The organism is Gimesia aquarii (assembly GCF_007748195.1).
In the GTDB taxonomy this organism is placed as follows: domain Bacteria; phylum Planctomycetota; class Planctomycetia; order Planctomycetales; family Planctomycetaceae; genus Gimesia; species Gimesia aquarii.
Map to the genome: position 1 here is coordinate 6,494,146 of NZ_CP037920.1, position 21,120 is coordinate 6,515,265.

The 21,120-nt window shown below is 44.9% G+C and carries 17 protein-coding genes; 7 read left to right on the forward strand and 10 right to left on the reverse strand.

The window, feature by feature from the left end; all coding sequences use genetic code 11:
• Positions 1-67: 67 nt before the first annotated feature.
• Entirely contained in the window at positions 68-1,177 is a 1,110-nt protein-coding gene (gene ald, locus V144x_RS24780; protein WP_144989297.1) for an alanine dehydrogenase, read from the reverse strand.
• Positions 1,178-1,350: 173 nt separating this feature from the next.
• On the opposite strand from ald, the gene nadC reads away from it, so the two are divergent.
• Together nadC and V144x_RS24790 are read left to right on the forward strand one after the other, a co-directional pair.
• The gene (gene nadC / locus V144x_RS24785) at positions 1,351-2,241 is read left to right on the forward strand and encodes a carboxylating nicotinate-nucleotide diphosphorylase (RefSeq protein WP_144989300.1); all 891 of its coding nucleotides are present in this window, start codon (positions 1,351-1,353) and stop codon (positions 2,239-2,241) included.
• 54 nt (positions 2,242-2,295) lie between these two features.
• Entirely contained in the window at positions 2,296-4,647 is a 2,352-nt protein-coding gene (locus V144x_RS24790; protein ID WP_144989302.1) for an ArnT family glycosyltransferase, read from the forward strand.
• Positions 4,648-4,670: 23 nt separating this feature from the next.
• On the opposite strand, the gene V144x_RS24795 is transcribed toward V144x_RS24790, so the two are convergent.
• Complete coding sequence (locus V144x_RS24795; protein WP_144989304.1) at positions 4,671-4,874, reverse strand: hypothetical protein; 204 nt, start codon at positions 4,872-4,874, stop codon at positions 4,671-4,673.
• Positions 4,875-5,186: 312 nt separating this feature from the next.
• On the opposite strand from V144x_RS24795, the gene trpB reads away from it, so the two are divergent.
• Both trpB and trpA read left to right on the forward strand, forming a co-directional pair.
• The gene (trpB, locus tag V144x_RS24800) at positions 5,187-6,392 is read left to right on the forward strand and encodes a tryptophan synthase subunit beta (RefSeq protein ID WP_144989306.1); all 1,206 of its coding nucleotides are present in this window, start codon (positions 5,187-5,189) and stop codon (positions 6,390-6,392) included.
• A 99-nt stretch (positions 6,393-6,491) separates the two neighbouring features.
• A complete protein-coding gene (gene trpA, locus V144x_RS24805; RefSeq protein WP_261343681.1) occupies positions 6,492-7,280 on the forward strand; it encodes a tryptophan synthase subunit alpha in 789 nt (262 codons plus the stop codon).
• A gap of 25 nt (positions 7,281-7,305) precedes the next feature.
• On the opposite strand, the gene V144x_RS24810 is transcribed toward trpA, so the two are convergent.
• The 6 genes from V144x_RS24810 to V144x_RS24835 form a co-directional block, all read right to left on the reverse strand.
• Entirely contained in the window at positions 7,306-7,746 is a 441-nt protein-coding gene (locus V144x_RS24810) for an ASCH domain-containing protein (RefSeq protein WP_144989311.1), read from the reverse strand.
• A gap of 7 nt (positions 7,747-7,753) precedes the next feature.
• The gene (locus tag V144x_RS24815) at positions 7,754-9,148 is read right to left on the reverse strand and encodes an MBL fold metallo-hydrolase RNA specificity domain-containing protein (RefSeq protein ID WP_144989313.1); all 1,395 of its coding nucleotides are present in this window, start codon (positions 9,146-9,148) and stop codon (positions 7,754-7,756) included.
• Between the two features lie 102 nt (positions 9,149-9,250).
• Positions 9,251-10,228, reverse strand: a complete 978-nt coding sequence (locus V144x_RS24820) for a glycosyltransferase family 2 protein (protein ID WP_144989315.1) — start codon at positions 10,226-10,228, stop codon at positions 9,251-9,253.
• A gap of 41 nt (positions 10,229-10,269) precedes the next feature.
• Positions 10,270-11,328, reverse strand: a complete 1,059-nt coding sequence (locus V144x_RS24825; protein WP_144989317.1) for a lysylphosphatidylglycerol synthase transmembrane domain-containing protein — start codon at positions 11,326-11,328, stop codon at positions 10,270-10,272.
• Between the two features lie 55 nt (positions 11,329-11,383).
• On the reverse strand, positions 11,384-11,788 hold the full coding sequence (locus V144x_RS24830) for a hypothetical protein (RefSeq protein WP_144989319.1): 405 nt from the start codon (positions 11,786-11,788) through the stop codon (positions 11,384-11,386).
• Positions 11,789-11,869: 81 nt separating this feature from the next.
• Entirely contained in the window at positions 11,870-12,886 is a 1,017-nt protein-coding gene (locus V144x_RS24835; protein ID WP_144989321.1) for an alpha/beta fold hydrolase, read from the reverse strand.
• 209 nt (positions 12,887-13,095) lie between these two features.
• Between V144x_RS24835 and V144x_RS24840 the strand changes: the two genes are divergently transcribed.
• Positions 13,096-15,186 (forward strand): M3 family metallopeptidase, encoded by a 2,091-nt coding sequence (locus tag V144x_RS24840; RefSeq protein WP_144989323.1) that lies wholly within the window; start codon positions 13,096-13,098, stop codon positions 15,184-15,186.
• A gap of 228 nt (positions 15,187-15,414) precedes the next feature.
• The gene (locus tag V144x_RS24845; protein WP_144989325.1) at positions 15,415-16,734 is read left to right on the forward strand and encodes a nucleotide sugar dehydrogenase; all 1,320 of its coding nucleotides are present in this window, start codon (positions 15,415-15,417) and stop codon (positions 16,732-16,734) included.
• A 71-nt stretch (positions 16,735-16,805) separates the two neighbouring features.
• On the opposite strand, the gene V144x_RS24850 is transcribed toward V144x_RS24845, so the two are convergent.
• A complete protein-coding gene (locus tag V144x_RS24850; protein WP_144989327.1) occupies positions 16,806-17,372 on the reverse strand; it encodes a DUF1802 family protein in 567 nt (188 codons plus the stop codon).
• Positions 17,373-17,416: 44 nt separating this feature from the next.
• Positions 17,417-19,366 carry an FG-GAP repeat domain-containing protein gene (locus V144x_RS24855; RefSeq protein WP_232102636.1) on the reverse strand — a complete coding sequence of 650 codons (1,950 nt, stop codon included), beginning with the start codon at positions 19,364-19,366 and terminating at the stop codon, positions 17,417-17,419.
• A 152-nt stretch (positions 19,367-19,518) separates the two neighbouring features.
• Between V144x_RS24855 and V144x_RS24860 the strand changes: the two genes are divergently transcribed.
• A complete protein-coding gene (locus V144x_RS24860) occupies positions 19,519-21,078 on the forward strand; it encodes a TrkH family potassium uptake protein (protein WP_144989329.1) in 1,560 nt (519 codons plus the stop codon).
• Positions 21,079-21,120 lie beyond the last annotated feature (42 nt).

Sequence of the window (21,120 nt, forward strand, 5' to 3'; positions counted from 1 at the left end):
GACTAACGCCTACTCGGGCGGCTAATCTGCGATTCAAAGAGGTGAGAACTTAATTCTCACCTCTTTTTTATGAAGCAAGAAGTTCGCTAAATTCAAAACCGAACGTTTCTGCGACTGGACCATTAGTAACCTGGCCTCGATGAATATTCACGGCAGTATATAACCCGTGATCCTGGGCACATGCTGCTTCTAATCCCAAATTCGCCAGCTTCAAAGCATAAGGCAATGTCACATTACACAATGCATAAGTGCTGGTACGCCCCACGGCTCCCGGCATATTGGCAACGCAGTAATGTACAACACCATCAACCACAAACGTGGGATCTGAGTGCGTCGTAGGGCGTGATGTTTCGACACATCCCCCCTGGTCAACGGCGACATCTATCAATACGGCTCCTGGTTTCATCATTTTCAGAGCAGACTCGGGTACTAACAAGGGAGCCCGCGCTCCGGGAATCAAAACGGCGCCAATCACCAAATCAGCCAATGCCAATTCAGATCGGATATTATGTTGATCACTGTATAAAGTGTTGACATTTGCAGGCATAATATCTTCGAGATATCTAAGACGATCCACATTGATATCTAGAATCACAACATCCGCTTGAAAACCGGCTGCAATTTGTGCCGCGTTTTTTCCCACCACGCCACCACCGAGAATCACAATATGCGCGGGTGATACACCAGGAACGCCTCCCAATAAAATCCCACGCCCCAATTGAGGCCGTTCGAGATATTTGGCACCTTCCTGTATACTCATTCTGCCTGCGACTTCGCTCATCGGAGTTAATAACGGTAATTGCCCGCCACGACCTTCCAGTGTTTCGTAGGCGATGGCTGTTGCTCCCGTTTCCAGAACGCCGCGTGTTAAGTCTTCATCTGCAGCAAAGTGGAAATAGGTAAATAACATTTGCCCAGGCTTCAACAATGCCCATTCAACGGGCTGGGGTTCTTTAACCTTGATCACCATATCAGAGCGTGCAAACACCTCTTCCGCAGATGCTACAATTTCTGCTCCATTCTCTGCGTAGAGCTCATCAGGAATTCCACTTCCTAAACCAGCTCCACGTTCGATGAGAACAGTATGACCGGCATTCGTTAACTCTTCTGCTCCGACCGGAATCAAGGCAACCCGATACTCATCCTGCTTGATTTCACGTGGTACCCCAACAATCATTGTCTTCTCCCGATTTCATGTAGTTCAACAGACTGCTATAATACGACAGAGAGTATAATTATACGCATCAAGTTTTATAGTATTCGTCTTAATTCAACAATATGCTTGAGGCTTAACCGAACCATTTCATTGACAGTTAAAATTCACCACAGCAAAATCGAAAAGAATTCAGAGTGACCATTCAATTTACCCAGCCCCAGGAAACCGCAGCAAAAGCTCTGATCAAATTGAGTTTAGAGGAAGATTTAAATCAAATCGGTGATCTGACTTGCCAGGCATTGATCAATGAATCTGATCAGGCTGAGATACAAATTGTCGCCAGACAAGCGGGAATTCTGGCGGGCGCTCCGATCGCTTCGCTTGTTTTTTCTGAGTTGGACTCTCCCGTACATTGTTCCCATCACCTGTCTGATGGTGATACATTACAACCAGGTTCGATCATCGCCACTTATTCCGGACCGTTGAATTCGATTCTGATTGGCGAACGAACAATTCTCAATTTCATGACACATTTGAGTGGTATCGCCTCACTGACCGCAAAATACGTTGAGGCAATTCAAGGAACCAATGCTACGATCCTGGATACGCGCAAAACGCTGCCTGGCTGGCGGGTTCTCGAAAAATATGCTGTGACTGCCGGTGGCGGCACAAATCATCGTATGGGGCTCTACGATGGTGTCTTAATCAAAGATAATCACCTGGCTGCCTGGGCCAGTCGTTATTCAGAACCATCCATCGCAGCCGCAATCAGACACGCTCGTGAATCAGCTCCAGACGGAAAAAATATTGAAGTCGAAGTCGACAGACTTGATCAATTAGCCGATGCCTTACAGGCAACTCCTGAAATCGTTTTGCTGGACAACATGCCTCCTGAACTTCTAAGACAGGCTATTCAGATACGAAATCAACAATCACCGAGCACACTCCTTGAAGCCTCGGGAGGGATCACATTGGAAAGTATCCGCAGTATTGCCGATACAGGAGTCGAACGAATTAGTATTGGGGCGATTACTCATTCTGCTGTCTCACTAGACCTGGGGTTTGATTGGAAACGACGGACTTAAAATGCCTTATTGTAAATATAGCCCATCTCTTCACATATTATTAGACCATTCCTTATGAAAGACCCGGCTCGTCCGCAGCATATAACATCTATAGAAGATAACCCGATCTTCGTGCGTGGTGCCCTGATCTGGTTACTACTGTTTTTTATTACCTTTATCAGCTTTACGTTGCCCAATAATCCTTCCATCAGTCGCTGGGATATTGTGACTAATATCCCTTATCTTCTTCTGGATCTGGTCGATCCTCTGCCTGAAGAAAATCCACACCCTGCAGGTTGGAGTTATTTTCCACAACGATTTCCTCTAATTGGTATTGCACTTGTGATCCTCACAGGCGCATGGGGTTTAGGACAAATCGTAACCAGGTTGATTCGAATTCCATTGGCTCCTTTCACAATAGAACGAACCGTATTCGCATATGGAGTCGGTATCTCCGGTGTTTCGTTGCTCACTTTAGGAGGAGGTTTACTAGGAATTCTTTCCCAGACACTCTGTTATCTGGTACTTGGCTTGAGTGCATTACTGGGGGGAATCTCAGCATATACTGAATCCAAAAGGAACATTAGTCCTACCCCACCTTTAAAACAGTCCCCATCAGATACAGTCTCTCAAGAGACGATATTTCGTGGGGCCTGCTGTCTATTGATTTTCCCTTTTGTACTCAGCATGTTTTTAGGTTCTATGTTACCTTCCACTGATTTTGATGTGCTGGAATATCATTTTGGTGGTCCCAAAGAATTCTATCAGCAAGGTTGTATTAGCTTCCTGCCGCATAATGTTTATACCAGTTTTCCCTTTTTGACTGAGATGCTCACACTGCTGGCAATGTCGCTCAAAGCAGACTGGTACTTTGGTGCACAAGCGGGCAAGCTGGTTCTGATGAGCTTTTCCCTATTCACGGCACTTGGGATTTTTGCTGCTGCCCGCCGCTGGTTTGGTTCAGAGACAGGATGGCTTGCGGCTACGATTTATCTTACCACTCCTTGGACCTATCGTATTTCCATAATTGCTTTAACCGAAGGAGCACTCTCCTTTTATTTGATGTCCAGTTTATTGGCTCTTATGCTGACCATACAAATATTAAAATCTTTTAGTATTTGCATAGCTGATCGTCCCCCCACACTCGATTCAAATCAAGAAGTTGCGCCAAACAAGAAGCTTTGCTACTTGTACGGTTATACCTGTCTGACTGGCTTATTATCTGGTTCTGCCATGGCATGTAAATATCCGGGAGTGCTATCAGTCGTCATTCCCATTGGCTTAGCACTATTAGGTTTTAGCTGGGCTTTATTGAAACATGATAAACAACAACGAATGTCTGTCACGCTCAAGCTCGCCGGAATTTTTTCTCTGGGCACACTACTCACTATCGGCCCCTGGCTATTAAAAAATTTATGGGAGACAGGCAATCCAGTATACCCGTTGCTCTATTCTGTATTTGGTGGTATTGACTTGAATGATCATCTCAACACGAAATGGAAAGGTGGCCATAGCCCCAAATCACATAATCCAGTTAATTTAGGAAAAAACTTGATTGATGTCACCATGAAAAGTGATTGGCTGAGCCCACTACTGTTTAGTCTGGCACCACTCGCATTTTTGAAGCAACAACATCGCCGGTTAATTTATTGGCTATGGATTTATGTGGGATTCCTGTTCCTTTCCTGGTGGGTATTCACACATCGCATTGACCGCTTCTGGGTTCCCATGATTCCCGTGGCTTCTGTACTAGCAGGTATCGGAGCGACCTGGAGTTCAAAACGAACCTGGAAAACAGGAGCTTTCATCGCGATTTTAGCTGCAGGTCTGTTTAACCTGTGTGTCGTAACAAGTGGACTTGGTGGAAATAACGCCTACTTAGACGACTTGAACTATGCTCGGAAGTTTACTGCAAATTTAACTGGTCCCGAAATCATGCAACTGAACCAGATGCAGCTTGGCCCGAATCAAGTGGTACTCTCTGTCGGCGATGCAGAACTGTTTAATGCCGAGTTTCCCGTGATCTATAGCACGGTATTTGACCACGAAGTTTTCAAGCAATGGACGGCAGAACCAGAACCGGGTGTTCCAGATAAATTACTCTCAATGAAATCAGCCAACAAAATCAAAGAAAAGTTAAAAGCAGAGCGTATCGCTTATATTTACGTTAACTGGGCAGAAATACTTCGCTACCGGAAACCAAGCTCGTACGGCTATACCCACTATGTTTCACCGGGTAGATTCAAAAAAATGGTGAAGGAAAAAGTCTTGCTGCCTGCTTTACCAAACCGTTTCAGTTATCGTAAACTTGATACACTTGACAATGAAGAGCTAGAAGAACTTTTGAACTGGGCACCAGAACTCATAATAGAAAGAGAAGGCGAGCGCTACTTCATCACAGCTCAGATCTTTCCCGTTGCTCCATAAATTCCTGTCTTTCGAACGTAGAATCAGCTTACGGGAGACTCAAAATCATTCAATTCACGACGCGCAGAGCGGAGTGCAGAACCAAAGTTGGGAATAATGATGTCACTATCATCCAGATTCTGATACCCGCGTGGTTTGCTTTCCAAGAGGCAATACCGCTCAAGTTCATCAATGTGAATGGATTCACAATTGATGGCTTCTGCCAGTTTTTTGTCTGTCGTACTCATTATAGACTCCCCTTTAAGTCTCTTTAGTGAAACAATTCGCTTCACTATTCGCATCACGCATTTTATCAAGTTTTTAGTGAAATCCTACATAATTCTAGCTAGACATCTTGTTTTTTATGCCTAAAACAACTCAAAGCCAAGATACTAAAGTACATATGGCAACGGTTTATTTCTATCAAACCATAGAACCCCATACCGAACCTTACCTGATTCTCAAGCGTCCAATTGCCGGGCATTGACCAGTGGCATTGGGAATTCAATAATGGTCAAAGCGAATCTTTTTGAATTACGTTTACTATATCTGAGTGAATTATGACCACGATTTTATCTGATGTCCCAGACGCTTCAGGACGTTTTGGAGAGTTTGGACGACGATTTGTTCCTGAAACTTTGATGCACGCTCTCGAAGAACTGACTCAGGAATATGAAAAAGCAAAACAAGATGAGTCCTTCCAGTCCGAATTGAATGATCTGTTAAAGCATTATGTTGGCCGGCCCAACCCTCTTTATTTTGCGGAACGCCTCACAAAACATTGTGGAGGTGGCAAAATATACTTTAAACGTGAGGACCTGAACCACACTGGCGCACACAAAATTAACAATACGATCGGCCAGGCGTTACTCACAGTGCGAATGGGCAAAAAGCGGGTCATTGCCGAAACAGGAGCAGGCCAACACGGAGTCGCGAGTGCCGTTGCATGTGCACGGTTTGGACTTGAATGTATTGTGTATATGGGTGAAGAAGACATACGTCGCCAAAAGCTGAATGTCTTCAATATGAAGATGATGGGTGCGGAAGTACGAGCTGTCACCAGTGGTTCCAAAACATTGCGTGATGCCGTCAACGATGCCATGCGCGACTGGATGTCAAGCGTGGAATCAACTCACTACATCATCGGCTCGGTCATTGGGCCGCATCCCTTCCCAATGATGGTACGTGACTTTCAATCTGTCATTGGAAAAGAAACCCGTGCTCAGTGCTTGGAACAAACTGGGAAACTTCCAGATCAGGTCATTGCCTGTGTTGGTGGTGGCTCGAATTCCGCTGGAATGTTTTATCCGTTTATCGACGATGAGTCCGTAAAATTAATCGGAGTCGAAGCAGGCGGTCGTGGACCTGAACCAGGAGAACACGCCAGCACATTGAGCTATGGCGCCAAGGGAGTGCTGCATGGTAGCTTTGGATACGTTCTACAAGATAGTGACGGACAAACACAGGACGTACACTCGATTTCTGCTGGTCTCGATTATCCGGGAGTCGGTCCCGAACATAGCTACTGGAAAGACTCTGGCCGAGTAAACTATACTGCGATCACTGACAACGAAGCACTTGAAGGATTTCAAACGATGGCGAAACAGGAAGGAATCATTCCCGCCATTGAATCTTCCCATGCGATTGCCCACGCGATGAAAGTGGCGCGGGAAGCTCATTCCAATGAAACGATTGTCGTCTGTTTATCCGGCCGCGGAGATAAAGATGTGAATGAAGTGGCCCGCTTGCTAGGACAAGAAATTTAGTTAGACTAAAAAGACTGTTCGCTTAATCGTCTCCTCTCTTCAGATAAAAAAGTACAAAAACGAACCGTGACTAGACCTATTGCTGAAAAATTTTCGCAGGTGAGCTCAGAAGGCCGGATGGCGTTTATGCCATTTATTACTGCCGGTGATCCTGATCTTGATACAACAGTTGCCGTTTTAAAAGAATTAGCAAACTGCGGCGTTGATCTCATTGAAATCGGTTTTCCTTATAGTGATCCTATCGCCGACGGCCCCGTGATTCAGGAGTCCTATACACGCGCCTTGAATAATCATTTCCAAGTACATGAACTATTTGATGTATTAAAGTCGCTATCCTCAGATCAGACCACAACACTACCACCTCTGGTTGGCATGGTCTCCTACGCAATCATCTTTCGCTATGGTGCTGAGAAATTTTTAAACGAAGCAAGTGCCGCTGGATTCTCTGGGCTGATTGTCCCCGATTTGCCTGGTGATGAAGCATTAGAGTTTTCACAAAAAACACAATTGGCGAACTTAGATCTGGTACAACTCGTTTCCCCATTGACCCCGGAAGATCGTACGAAACGTATCGTTCAATCTGCCAGTGGATTCATCTATTGTATCTCAGTCGCAGGAACGACGGGAGTGCGCGATGAATTGCCTGCGGAGTTAACCGTACACCTGGAATCACTTCGTCAATTGACAGATCTTCCCCTGGCTGTTGGTTTTGGAATTAGCAAACCAGAACATGTCGATACGTTACGTGGTAAGGCCGATGGATTCATTATTGGCTCTGCAATTGTGAAACAGTTTGCAGCCTTTTCTGATTCCAATCAAACCCGTGAGGAAGTGATTTCGTCAATAGGCAATTATGCCACTGAAATGATGAGTGCAACCAGAGGTTGAATCCGCTTATCTAAAACGATCTCTACTACTTCCGAGTATCAGTGTATTTCCGCAAAAAAGGATAAAACCAGACACCATAAGGTAAATAATCGGGAACTAATAAAGTTCTCATACGCCGAGGATTTGCCAGTTCCCAGCCATATTTCCCCTTCAAAAGTGTCGCTGGTATTCCTGATGCAGCACTATGTTTTGCACTGGCAGGAAATGAGTTGATGATTTCGACGGTTCCGATCAAAACTCCAGTAGGAAGTTTATCGACATTAATTCCTGCTTGTTCAGCGGCAGCTTTCGCGTGAGGTGTTTTTGCGATTGTTTTCGAAGCATAAATATAAATCGGACCACGGATATGAGTCTGACTGGAACGCAGCTCAATCGTTTTAATACCTCGTAGAATCAGCTCTGCCCACGGCTGTCTAAGTCCCAAGGCAGGTAGACTTTTGTCGGGATGTTTGATTACTCTTGTCATTGCAAACTTAAATTTCAAAAGACTGTTGATAGTGTGGGATCACCGGTTCCAGATCACACTGATCACGAATTAATTCTGATAATGCCTTCGAAGAGTTCGGCTCGCCATGTACCAGAAAAACCTGGCCAATGTTTCCCTGTTTTGCCGACTCTTCATACCACCACTTAAAGTCTTCAACATCTGCATGTCCTGATAACCCGCTCAGTTGAACAACTTTGGCCTTTACCTCGTAGTACCGGTCAAATATTTTTACCTTCGGATCGCGATTTATCAACCGCCGTCCTAAAGTGTGAGCAGCCTGATAGCCCATGAGTACGATCGTCGTTTCCAATTGTTCGATTCCATTTTTAAGATGATGCCGCACGCGACCATTCTCGCACATTCCGCTCCCGGCGATGACCACAAAAGCTCCTTTTCTTTTGTTAAGGGCGATACTTTCTTCTCGTGAGGAAACATAATTGAGTAATGAAAATCCGAAGGGATCTTTATCGGATTCGATAACATTTTTGACTTCATCGTCCATATCATGAATATGATGCCGGAATACGGAAACCAATCGAGTTGAAAGCGGGCTATCAACAAAGATCGGAATGTATGGTAGACGCTTTTCGTTATACAAATCATTCAAATAATAAATAATTTGCTGGGTTCGCCCTAAACTGAAGGCGGGGATAATCACACGCCCTTCGACGCGGTAGGCTTCATCCAAAATCTGGAAAAGCTCTTCTTTCATGTCGGACGCTTTTTCATGTACCCGATTACCATATGTGCTTTCAGAAATTAAAACCTCACAACCTTCAATTGGTTCCGGGTCTCTAAGTAATGGTAAATCCCGCCGACCCAGGTCTCCTGTAAATACGATGTGCCGCCATTCCCGTTGATCTTTGATTTTCATTTCAATGATCGCTGAACCCAGAATGTGTCCTGCATCAAGAAAACGAACTTTCAGGTCATCTCCTAATTCGTGCCACTCATGATAATCCAAGCGTTCAAAATGTTTGACCACTCCATTCACATCGTCTTCTGAATAGAGTGGCTCAATCGGCGGATGTTTCTCTGTTAATTTCCTGGCTAAGTAGCGAGCGTCTTCTTCCTGAATACGAGCACTATCCTTGAGCATGATTTCAGCGATGTCAGCTGTTGACGAAGTACAAAAGACTGGACCACGAAATCCCTTGCTGTAAAGCCGTGGTAGGTTTCCACAATGATCCATGTGACCATGCGATAGAAAGACCGCATCCAGAGATTCCGGTGGATAAGCAAACCGACTGTTCTTGATATAAGATTCTTCGCGGTGTCCCTGAAACAAGCCACAATCCAACAATATTTGCCGTGAATCTGTCTCGATTAAATGCTGGCTGCCCGTCACTTCACCGGCGGCTCCGAGGAAAGTAATTTTCATCTCACGTTTCGCTTTCAGACAAAACTACAGATTCAAGAGAAGGGGCGCGGAATCAGAAGTTAATTACTTCTTCTGAAAAGACAGGAACCTAACCAGAAAGTTTTAGACGATTATTTCTTGCTCATTTTGTGCGGTACTCTCTGTTCTCTCCGCGATGCTATAGGAATCTTGATGACGTCCAGTATAGGCAACGATTAATTCCGCCAATAGACCGAGACTGATTGCCTGCCCTCCCAGAATTGTCGCGGCTATAGAATAAGCGAGTAAAGGTCGATTGCCAATCGGCCCTAATCCCAACCCAAACAAATTGGTCAGAATCCAAATCAGTGCTAGATATCCCAGACCTAATCCACCCAACAACAGACAAATGAGGCCCACAGCTCCCAACATATGTTGAGGACGCTGTCCATAACCAGTCAAAAAGCGAACTGTTAACAGGTCCAGAAAGCCTCTCAAAAAACGACGAACACCATATTTGGAATGGCCGTGTTGTCGTTCCCGATGGTGTACTGAAATTTCTGTTACTTTGAAACCTCTTGAATCTGCAAGAACTGGGATGAACCGATGTAATTCCCCATAAATGCGAAGCTCGGCGGCAACCTCTTTACGAAATAATTTAAAGCCACAGTTATGATCGTGAAGCCACAATCCGGTCAGCTTGCCAACCATCCAGTTAAATACTTTACTGGGATATACTTTATGCCACGGATCGAGACGTCTTTCTTTCCAACCATTGACAACATCATATCCTTCATCCAGTTTCTCCAGAAAACGGGGAATCTCTTTAGGGTTGTCTTGCAGGTCGGCATCCATCATCATGATCACAGACCCACGTGCCGCTCGCATGCCTGCAGTCAATGCAGCCGCTTTGGCAAAATTTCTTCGGAATCGAATTCCGGAAACACGACCATCATTGGCGGCAAATTTAGAAATTATTTCCCAAGAGGTGTCTGTGGAACCATCGTCAATAAAGATCATTTCCAGATCAATGTTATGCTCTTGGCTCGTGTCACAGATTTCCTGATATAATTGTGGCAGACTTTCTGATTCATTCAAAGTCGGAATCATGATAGAGAGCATCACTGAGCCCTTTCTCGTAGCAGACAGTAACGATGGCACTTTCATTTTATTTCAGGAGAGGAATCTTCGTGTGTCGATGTTTGATCAACCTTCTCATAACTCCTGAAACTATAGTATAAAACAAAGGCTGACAATATTTCACTAGTAAAAGAAACGATTCGCATTAATAAGGCGGCAACAAAAGCATTAACAGGCCCAATCTCCGGACAACCGGTAAGAATTGCCACAAGAAGTCCTTCTCGAATACCCAACCCCGCCGGTGCAAATAAAACTGCAAAACCTAAAGCGAGCGCGGCAGAAACCGCAGCAGTCCAAAGTGGCCACTGCCGTAGAACAAGTCCCTGATCTCCCAGAGAAGCAATAACCAGCCCTAAACTCAGGCCGTGCAAACTCCAGCTGATCAGAAAGACTAACACTCCCGCATACAATAGACGTATCGAAATCGAAGCCTGCTGCGATTCACTCGATTCTTCTGATTCCAACTTCGACATCTTTTGCGAAATCCGCTTCAAAAGACGGGACAACAAGGGTAAAGAAACAAACAATGTAAAACAAAATAAAAATGGAACTAACAAGGGTCGAGACTGAATCGATTGAATCCAGGCGGGCCATTCAGTCGATTGTTCCGCATTAATGACGTATGGAACCAGTGCCAGAAAGACCACCAGCCCCACTCCCATCACTGCCAATGTCTCATAGGCGGCCGTCAGCATTGCCACAGAAACACGCACACCGAAATCTTTTAAGAGTGTAGCCCGAATCAATAATACAGAAACTTTACCGGGAATGTATTTTCCTAAATGCCCACAATAATATGCACGTGCTGTCGGCCAAAATGTGGTACGCTCGCTTGAAGCAATCATCAATTGTTGCCAGAACCAAACCGAAGGTAACCAGGCAACGAAATAACAGATACCAGACAAAATCAACCATGTAGGCTTAATCTGAATTTTTGTTATAGCCTCACCCTGCTCTTGATAGAGCTGATACCCTTGATTCCCCACATAATAAAAGATGAGCGCCAATAATCCCCACTTTATCAGTTTCCAGACCCGAGGGAGGGTAGAATTGGAAGAGGGCGTGCCTTGTACTTCGGTCATAAACAGTATGAACTTTGTTAGTATAATGAGATGAAGAGCCTGGTTGGAGAAATACCTAACCAACACCACTCTCTACTTGAGGGGTTGCAAACAATGCTTTCACAGAATTGCGTCTTAGAACCCAAATCGTCCAAATACCGATGAATGTCCCTATCGGAAAAATGAAACATTCAGCAGCAGCCACAATAAGACAAAACGTATAATTCTGATGCTGAGCCAGAGACTGACCAGTCAGAATAATACAAAATAAAATCGCAATTCCAATTAAAAGAAGCACAAAACCGAAGCCCAGCAATAAAGCGACTTCCAGTTCGGGCCTCGATTGTTCGAGCATTTTTCGATACTCATGAACCAGAATGAAAAGTGCTTCATAGAAATAATACGATACGAACAGGTTAGCAATCCCATAAACAATCTGTATTTTCGAAAGCAGTTTTAGATGTCGTTCGTCTCGGTTCATGTTCTTAGCCCATTCAATTCTTTCGACTGGAAACATTTTATCCCAGCTTATTCGTATTCACTCAGTTGATTTCCAAAGACATCAAGGAACCGTATCTTTTTCTTTGATGGAAATTGGTTGTGCTTTACCTGATTCACGAAATTTTTCTGTTTCCATAAATCGCAATGTGTGCTCTATGATCACGGGATCATTCATCATAAAGGAATGTAAAACAGGTAGTAAAATAAAGTCCACAGCCCCCGGTAGTCTTGTACTGCTGACACCAACTGTGCCATCATTGTCACCAGGAATCAGCGGATTATAGCCTTTCAATGTGTTCCGACCACCGGCTACGATTCCGAAAGGAAAGGGAGGCGTTGGTAGCGCGGTGATAAAATCGCTATTGGCTTCAGTTACTAATTGTTGACCTGCAGGACCAAAGATCACTTTAAACAGCAGATTAGAACGAAATCGGTCCGCCATGTTAGCCCCTCGGTTGGGAACTCCGAGCATTACCATCCTCTTGATGCGGGGATCAACGGTCGTCTGTTGAGCAATCCAGGATCGAACCACCAGCCCTCCCATACTATGTACAACCAGTTCAATTTCTTCGATTCCTTCTAGCGAATTGATTACCTTTTCTAAGTATTTTGCATTCTCTGGTATTGTGCGTTGTGTACTCGGATAATCGAAGGGAACCACCAGTCTGCCTGTTTTTTGGCAGGCGCGCTTCATTTTTTCAAACGATTTCGAAGAACGAATGATACCATGGATTAGAATCACCGCTTTTCCCTGCATCGGTTTTAGCTGTTGGGCCTGTTTAATTTCTTCTAACTGCTTTTGACATTCCTCCAGCGTTCCACTTTCATAACGCTGATCTGCAGAGTTCAAAAGTCGATAGTGTTTGGTGAGCACATTTTGCTGTATTTTCCAGCCTTGAAAAAACTGCACATCACCCCAAAACTGACGACCACCCATGGTATTAATAGGAAGCACTTTCTTTTGTATCTCCTCTATTTTTTTCTGCACAGATGAATTTCCAGGTTCTTGTGCGCAAATGACTGCCGGAGTAGCTACCACTAGAACCCATCCTGCACAGACAGTAATAAATTGTCTCATTTTGCCTGATCCACTTGATGGAGTACAGCTTATTGACAAGTAAACTTCTAGTAAGCATTGTATCGATTTGTCGAATATATAGAATGCCTTTTAATCAAGTCCTCAACTTTTTTATAATTGCCCTCTGATCACAAAAGCACACTGAGTATTGAATAAAACGCTAATATCGGTCAATAAGTGAGATTTCCTTAGGAAGGATAGTTTTTCGAATGAACCAGCAACCTAATTTTGAAGATAACCCCCTTCTCGTTTCAGACGGCTTTCCCCGCTTTGATCGTATTGAACCATTTCATATTCAACCAGCAATCCAATCTCTTCTAGAACAATCAAAAGCCGATCTAAAAAAGATTGAAGCACAAGCAGAACCAAGCTGGGAAGGCTTGATGCAACCTCTGGAAGAATTAAACCATCCATGGGAACGTTCATGGGGACCAGTAGGGCATTTACTGGGAGTCAAAAATACTCCTGAATTACGTGAAGCTTACGAAAGTGTACTGCCCGAAATCGTTGCCTTCTCATTAAGTGTGAAACAGAGTAAACCAATTTATGAAGCGATGAAATCGCTGCGAACCAGCAGCACCTGGAATGAACTCAACAATGCCCAGCAGAGGATCATTGACAAAAGCCTTCTGTCGGCTGAATTAGCGGGTATTGGCCTCGCAGGAGACCAACTCGTACGTTTTAACGAAATTGCAACGGAATTATCACGCCTGGCAACTCAATTTTCTAATAACGTTTTGGACGCCACAAAAGCGTTTTCCCTGATTATTACCAATGCTAAGGATACTGAAGGTTTCCCAGACAGTCTCAAACAATTAACGGCACAATCCTATAATAGCTGGGATCAAAAAGAGGCGGAAACAGAAGCAACACCGGAAGCGGGTCCCTGGAGAATCAGTCTGGATTTTCCCTGCTTCGGACCTTTCATGCAACATTGTCGGAATCGAGCTTTACGCGAAAACGTTTACCGAGCGTATATCACTCGTGCTTCAGAAGGAGAACTGGATAATACTCCGTTGATCCCTCAGATCCTGAAACTGCGTCAAGAAAAAGCTAAGCTCTTGGGGTATGCAAATTTTGCGGAAGTCAGTTTGGCAGAAAAAATGGCTCCCAGTATCGAAGCTGTCTTAGAAATGGAAGAGCGACTCAGAACGGCCTCATATGAAGCGGGTCAACAGGACTTGAAAGACTTGCAAACCTTTGCAGCCGAACAGGGAGAGACCGAGCCCATCATACAATGGGATTTCGCCTTCTGGTCCGAGCGACTGCGTGAAAAACGATTTAACTACACAGATGAAGAATTACGACCTTATTTTTCTCTGGAAAAGGTACTGGATGGTCTGTTCCAACTGGTCAATCGAATTTTTGGAATCACAGTCTCACCTGTGACGGAAGGGGTTCCTGTCTGGAATGAAGATGTCCGCTATTTTAGCATCGCCAATGAAGAGGGAGAAACCGTTGCCGGATTCTATCTCGATCCCTATGCCCGGCCTGAGGATAAAAGGGGAGGTGCCTGGATGGACGATTGTCTGGGCCGCAAAATCGTATCAGGAAATGTACAAATTCCAGTCGCGCATCTCGTCTGCAACTCGACGCCTCCCGTTGGAACCAGTCCTTCATTGATGACGTTCCGCGAAGTTGAGACATTGTTCCATGAGTTTGGCCATGGATTACAACATATGTTAACCACAATCAACGAAGCAGACGCTGCCGGCATCAATGGCGTGGAATGGGATGCGGTCGAACTCGCCAGCCAGTTTATGGAAAACTGGTGCTATCACAAGCCGACTTTACTGGGTATGGCCAAACACTATCAAACCGGTGAAACATTACCGGATGATCTATTTGAAAAAATCGTAGCTGCACGAAATTACCAAGCAGGAACACAAATGCTGCGGCAAATTCAATTTGGTGTTGTCGACTTAAAGCTCCACAGTGAATTTGATCCTGATGGTCCTCAATCGATATTTGATGTGCAGCGTGAAGTCAGTCAAACCACATCCGTGTTACCAATGCTTCCAGAAGATCGATTTCTGTGCTCCTTCCAACACATCTTTGCTGGAGGGTATTCTGCCGGTTACTTCAGTTACAAATGGGCTGAAGTTCTCAGCGCCGACGCCTTTAGTGCCTTTGAAGAAGCAGGACTCGATGATGAACGGACTGTAGCCGAAACGGGCAGACGCTTTCGAGATACGATTCTGGCCCAGGGAGGCAGCCGCCATCCTATGGAACTCTTCAAAGAATTTCGTGGACGCGAGCCCAGTCCCGAACCGCTCTTGCGCCATACAGGCCTGATTTAAACTTGAGCTAAGCCCACTTTGATAAATAAAGTCTGCGTATCTCATACATACTCGTTGTAAGATTCCAACAGTCGTATATGGCAAATCATCGGTCTCTCCCATTCGAAAACTGCTGGTTCCAGGCTGAACGCTAAAATGCTTGCAGGAAATAACTTCGACTGATATGATCCGGCCAGTTTAGCAGAACTATTTATCTGCATTTAAGACTTACACAAGGATGGCATTTCGATGACAAATCATCTTGAGCAGGCAATCAAAGATAAGACGGCAATCATCGGTATCATTGGTTTGGGATACGTTGGGCTTCCTCTAATCGATGCTTTTGTGAATACCGGTTTTAAAACGATGGGTTTTGACGTTGATCAGAAGAAAGTCGATCAACTGCAAGCCGGTCAAAGTTACATTCAGCACATTCCTTCAAACACAGTAACCAGTTGGTTAGAGAAAAAGCAGTTTGAAGCCACTACTGATTTATCGCGAATGAAAGAAGCGGACGCGCTCCTGATCTGTGTACCCACTCCTCTTACTTCCAGCCGCGACCCCGATCTGACTTATGTAGAGAAGACAACAGAAGCGATTGCTGAGACGTTACGCCCCGGTCAACTAGTCGTGCTGGAAAGTACAACTTACCCCACCACCACCCGAGATGTGATGCTCCCGATTCTGAATTCAAAATCATTGACCGTCGGAGAAGATTATTATCTTGCCTATAGTCCGGAGCGAGAAGATCCCGGCAACCCGGATTTTTCAGCTGCGGGGATTCCTAAAGTTGTTGGTGGTATGGATGAAAATAGCCTGCGAATCGCAGTCGCCCTATATGAACATGCAGTTGTAAATGTGATTTCTGTTACTTCACCAGAAGTCGCTGAAGCTTGTAAAATTCTGGAGAATACTTACCGGGCAGTGAATATCGCCATGGTCAATGAACTCAAAACATTGTTCGACCGCATGGGGATTGATGTTTGGGAAGTGATTGACGCAGCAAAAACCAAACCGTTCGGATTTCAAGCCTTTTACCCTGGTCCTGGATTGGGTGGTCATTGTATCCCGATTGACCCCTTCTATCTGAGCTGGCTAGCCCGCAAAGAAGGTCTTACCACACGCTTCATCGAATTGGCAGGTGAAGTCAATACAAGAATGCCACGGTACGTCATTGATCGGCTGGCAGAGTTTCTCAACCAGCAAGCGAAACCACTCAAGGGAAGTAAAATCTGTATGTTGGGTGTCGCCTATAAGAAAGATGTAGACGATCCGCGTGAAAGCCCTTCTTTTCATCTGATGGACTTACTTCTCGAACGGGGTGTGGACTTCACATATAATGACCCGCATATCCCGAAGCTCCCCAAAATGCGGCATCATAATGTACCCGCGATGGAGAGTCAGGAATTGACCAAAGAATATTTGGGACATCAGGATTGCGTGCTGATCGCAACAGATCATAGTGCCTACGACTACAACTTTATCGTCGAACACTCGAACATGGTCCTTGATACGCGTAACGCAACGAAGGATGTAAAACAAGGTCGGGAAAAAATCTTCAAAGCTTAAGTAGAGTAACCACCAAAATAGCTCGATTCAAAATGAATCGGGCTGTTTTCGTTTCTATTCTGTTAATTGAATCACTCCACAATCGCCTCAAATGTCAATAACTGTTGCTGAAACTGCTCGTCTGTGAGTACAGGTGTCAGATTGCTGGTAGGAAATTCTTGTGTCAACTCAACCCAGGTTCGGCAGCCGCCATATTGTGTTTCGTTTTCCAGTTGAAATGGTTGCGGTAGTTGGTATGCTCGAATTAGTAAAACAAATAACCCGGGAGTTTTATATTCAAATCGGTTGAGGATTGTCTCTTGATTCAAGACTTGAAGGGAATCCAACTGGTGAAGTGTTGAGGCTGCTTTGAGCTCCAGAACTTTTTCTACAACAGCATACAATGCCAACATAATTTTTCCTGAGGCAGGTTCAATGGCAATGGGTGCTTTGAGTAAATCACAATACGCCGGTTGCAATAATTCCGATCCTTGATGAAAGCGCGTTGGAAAAAGCCAGAATTCCCGATGAGCTACCTGGAACCCCTGTCGCCCTTCATGAATTCCCCCTTTTCGAACAATGACGGACTGAATGCCTTGCCCTAATGCAGCACAGATGCCCCCCCACTCCTTAAATGCCATTCGATTTTGTATCAGCATATTTTTACCAAGCGAAATACGATCATAGGATAAAGTAACTTAGTTCACTTTTTCTTCGAATTTGGATTTCTCATCCAATACAAATAACCGTCTTCAGCTCCGACAATCAAATCACGGACACCATCTCGATCCCAATCAACAGTGCAGGGACTACTGGTATGACCGGCCAGTTTTCGTGTGCTGAGAGGCCCATGGTTTTTTAAGATAACCTTGCCATCAACGGTTTTCTCATTGCGATAAAAATCAGCATTCATACTATTCACGAGCAAATCCAGCCGACCATCTCCGTCCCAGTCGACGACATGGAGTTTATAACGACCACTACCACCTGCTCGTTTCGAATTTAATTGAATTGGTTTAAGAGACTCATCGACGAAAATTCTTTGGCCCGGCAATAGTTTTAATTTTCCCCCATCATGAACACGTTTAAAAAACGCAATATATCCTTCATGATCCAGCATCACTAAGTCGGTTAATCCATCTTGGTCATAGTCAATTGCGACAGGCGTCGTTCTCCACTGTGTCACCAATTGCTTGCCACGCGGGTTCCACCAGTTCCATGCTGGTTTAGGAGTGGCACCTTCCCATTCCACATTCACAGTTTGTGCTGAGGCCAACTTTGGTTCTTTTCGAGTACCAATGTTCTGATACCAGAGAATTTCCCCCCAAATCGAATTGACCAATAAATCAGGTAGGCCATCTTGATTCCAGTCCGCAACCGTTTGAGTAGTGTATCCCCATTTCGCTTCGCAGGGACCTTGAATCGAACCATTGGGCCCTGCCTGAATACGAATCGGTCGTCCTCCGGCCTGTAAATAACTCGGTTCAGAAAGTTTGGGAGAACTAGTATTGCCATCCAGATTCTCAATGAACCCAATGTAACCGGCGGTGTTACCACAAATCAGATCTTCATCTCCGTCTCCGTCCCAGTCAAAAGCATAAGGTGTTGCCAGTGCACCAAACTTAACACCAGCTGCTTTTTGTCGGAAATAGCGTGGAGGTAGAAATTGAGGAAGCCCTCCCAGCAGTTCTCCAGTATTCTCCATAAAAGCAACACGTCCATCTTCATCACCAATCACCAGATCCGTGTCTCCATCTTTGTCCCAGTCAATGGCAGAAGGGACAATCATCTGAAGATCCATCTGTAGCGGCTGACCATTGCTGGTTAAACGGCGACCAGCCACATAGCGGGGTTCTGATCGTGTTCCTGTGTTCTCGAAATAGGTCAACTGATCAAGAAATTCGCCACAGATCAAATCGAGATCCCCATCATGATCGAAGTCAGCAAAATTAGGAGAGGGCCAACCAAATACTTCGAGGGGACGATCTCCAATTTTGATTTTTGCTGGTTTCTCATACTTCGGTTTTTTATCACTACCCGAATTTTTCAATACATATACAAAGCCACGGAGCGGGCCATTAGTCCATTGGCCTAGTTCGTTATAGGCATCATCCCATCCATAGTCACTCCAGTCTCCTACTCCTACAATAAGATCGTGGTCTTTGTCTCCATCATAATCAACGTAGAACCATTGGTTGCCCCGAACTTTACTTCCATGAACGTTTCTATCGACGGGTAATGCGGTCAGCTTATCGAAACCCTTCTTTTTAAAATCGATGGCTTCACGCCCTGAAACCAGGACTCTAGGTTTTCCGTCTACATAAGAAAGACAAGTATTATGATACCCTTTCCCCAACCGCACACCGGGTTCGAACACAGGCAGTTTTTCTGCTTTATCTGATCGATTTTCGAAAAAGTAAGTTCCATTAGATGGTTTATCCGGACAGGAAACCAAAAGATCCATGTCGCCATCACCATCATAGTCCATGGGAAGAGGCCAGGCCCACAGGCCGACTCCTAAATCTACTTCAAGCTGTGGATTGTTGTAGGTCAACTGCTCTAACTCTTCTGCATATAACGAAAATGTCCATGAAAGTAGCAAGACCATAAAACAGAAATGAGAAACGGTTCGAAATCTAAAAAAAGCGGGCATTATTGAAATTCCTAAAACGGAATGAGTAGTATCGTTACAAAACAGCAGACGTGCTATAATCTCTCAATTATTTATAGCTACTTCTATTTAACTCGAATGCTCTGGAAGATTCCAGTCGTTAAATTAGTACAGAATCAATAAGTTGAAATATAATGAATTGGTTGCTTCTTTGTCGTTTATTAGGCCTTGTGGGGATGCTTGTTGGTGTCTCTATGGTATTCAGTCTCCCCTGGGCATTTCCTGCTTTTGGTGAAACCAGTGAATTTGAATCAGCCGGTTTTTGGGGAATTTGCGGTGCGATTGGCTGTAGCCTGGCATCAGGTGTAATCCTCTACACTCTCGGCCGCAACGAGCATGGCACAATTTTGCGAAAAGAAGCGTTAGCCGTTGTCGGTCTGAGCTGGATTTATGCCGGAGTTCTTGGTTGCCTGCCTTTCCTGTTTTCAGGAACGATGGTGGATGCTGATCTACCGATGACCATCCCAGATGCGTTATTTGAGTCTATCTCTGGATTCACGACAACGGGGGCTTCCGTGTTGAGAGAATTGGAAGACCCGGCCCTGGTTCCCCGTTCGGTGCTGTTTTGGCGAAGCTTCACCCACTGCCTGGGAGGCATGGGAATCATTGTCTTGTTCGTTGCAATTCTAAGTCATCTGGGGGCTGGTGGAAAAGCTCTCATGCGACGCGAGGTTCCCGGCCCCACAAGTGAAGCTGTCCGACCACGCGTGCGCGAATCGGCCATCGTCATGTGGACAATCTATGTGGCTTTTACTCTTATCCTGGCATTGATTTTGTGGTTGGAAGGGATGAGCGTCTTTGACGCATTTTGTCACAGTTTCGGTTCCATGGCTACTGGTGGCTTTAGCACACACAACGCCAGCATTGGCTATTTCAAGAGCCCGCTTATTGAATTTACGATCGCGCTATTTATGATTGCTGCTGGGACGAACTTTTCACTTTATTTTCTTTCTATGAAAAATATTCGCTCACAGGATAAATCTTGGAAACACTTTATCGCGCCGCTTCGAAATGATATCGAGTTTCGCACTTATCTGATCATTTTAGGAGCCGCAACCCTCTTCCTGACTTACAACTTAATGAAAAATCAGATTTATAGTAATCTGCCTGACGCCATTCGTTACGCCGGCTTTCAAGCGGTTTCCATCATGACTACAACCGGTTATGGAACTGGAAACTACGACACCTGGAATGAGTCTTCTAAAATGTTACTGTTATTGCTGATGTTTGTCGGCGGAAGTGCCGGTTCTACAGCAGGAGGTATTAAAGTCATTCGGTTTGTGCTGTTTGCCAAAATCATTTGGCTCGAAATTGAAAAATCATTCCGACCGAATGTCATTCGCCCAGTGCGCATTGGGACAACCAACATAGAACAAGGAATTCGACACGATGTTACTGTTTATTTCAGTCTGGTATTAGCCATTTTTATATTCAGTTCCCTGCTGCTAACTGCGATCGAGCCTAATACAGAATGGCAAATGAATAAACCTGAGAAATTGATCGATTGCACTAGCGCGGTTGTCGCGACATTAAATAATATTGGCCCGGGAGTCGGAGAATTGGGACCCACGGAAAATTATGCCGACTTTACACTGGCGGGAAAATCCCTTTTAACAGTTCTCATGTTACTGGGCAGACTCGAACTCTTCGCGATTCTGGTATTACTGGTCCCTTCCTTCTGGAAAAACTATTGATGCAGGAACAAAAAAGGAGCACTGTCTAGACACGTGCTCCAA

Bases quoted from the DNA above. Each gene is read 5' to 3' on its own strand.
- V144x_RS24820 (WP_144989315.1), bottom strand. From the start codon at position 10,228: ATGCTCTCTATCATGATTCCGACTTTGAATGAATCAGAAAGTCTGCCA.
- ald (WP_144989297.1), bottom strand. From the start codon at position 1,177: ATGATTGTTGGGGTACCACGTGAAATCAAGCAGGATGAGTATCGGGTT.
- V144x_RS24850 (WP_144989327.1), bottom strand. From the start codon at position 17,372: ATGCTGATACAAAATCGAATGGCATTTAAGGAGTGGGGGGGCATCTGT.
- V144x_RS24830 (WP_144989319.1), bottom strand. From the start codon at position 11,788: ATGAACCGAGACGAACGACATCTAAAACTGCTTTCGAAAATACAGATT.
- V144x_RS24815 (WP_144989313.1), bottom strand. From the start codon at position 9,148: ATGAAAATTACTTTCCTCGGAGCCGCCGGTGAAGTGACGGGCAGCCAG.
- V144x_RS24845 (WP_144989325.1), top strand. From the start codon at position 15,415: ATGACAAATCATCTTGAGCAGGCAATCAAAGATAAGACGGCAATCATC.
- trpB (WP_144989306.1), top strand. From the start codon at position 5,187: ATGACCACGATTTTATCTGATGTCCCAGACGCTTCAGGACGTTTTGGA.
- V144x_RS24795 (WP_144989304.1), bottom strand. From the start codon at position 4,874: ATGAGTACGACAGACAAAAAACTGGCAGAAGCCATCAATTGTGAATCC.
- V144x_RS24835 (WP_144989321.1), bottom strand. From the start codon at position 12,886: ATGAGACAATTTATTACTGTCTGTGCAGGATGGGTTCTAGTGGTAGCT.
- V144x_RS24840 (WP_144989323.1), top strand. From the start codon at position 13,096: ATGAACCAGCAACCTAATTTTGAAGATAACCCCCTTCTCGTTTCAGAC.
- V144x_RS24860 (WP_144989329.1), top strand. From the start codon at position 19,519: ATGAATTGGTTGCTTCTTTGTCGTTTATTAGGCCTTGTGGGGATGCTT.
- V144x_RS24810 (WP_144989311.1), bottom strand. From the start codon at position 7,746: ATGACAAGAGTAATCAAACATCCCGACAAAAGTCTACCTGCCTTGGGA.
- V144x_RS24790 (WP_144989302.1), top strand. From the start codon at position 2,296: ATGAAAGACCCGGCTCGTCCGCAGCATATAACATCTATAGAAGATAAC.
- V144x_RS24855 (WP_232102636.1), bottom strand. From the start codon at position 19,366: ATGCCCGCTTTTTTTAGATTTCGAACCGTTTCTCATTTCTGTTTTATG.
- V144x_RS24825 (WP_144989317.1), bottom strand. From the start codon at position 11,328: ATGACCGAAGTACAAGGCACGCCCTCTTCCAATTCTACCCTCCCTCGG.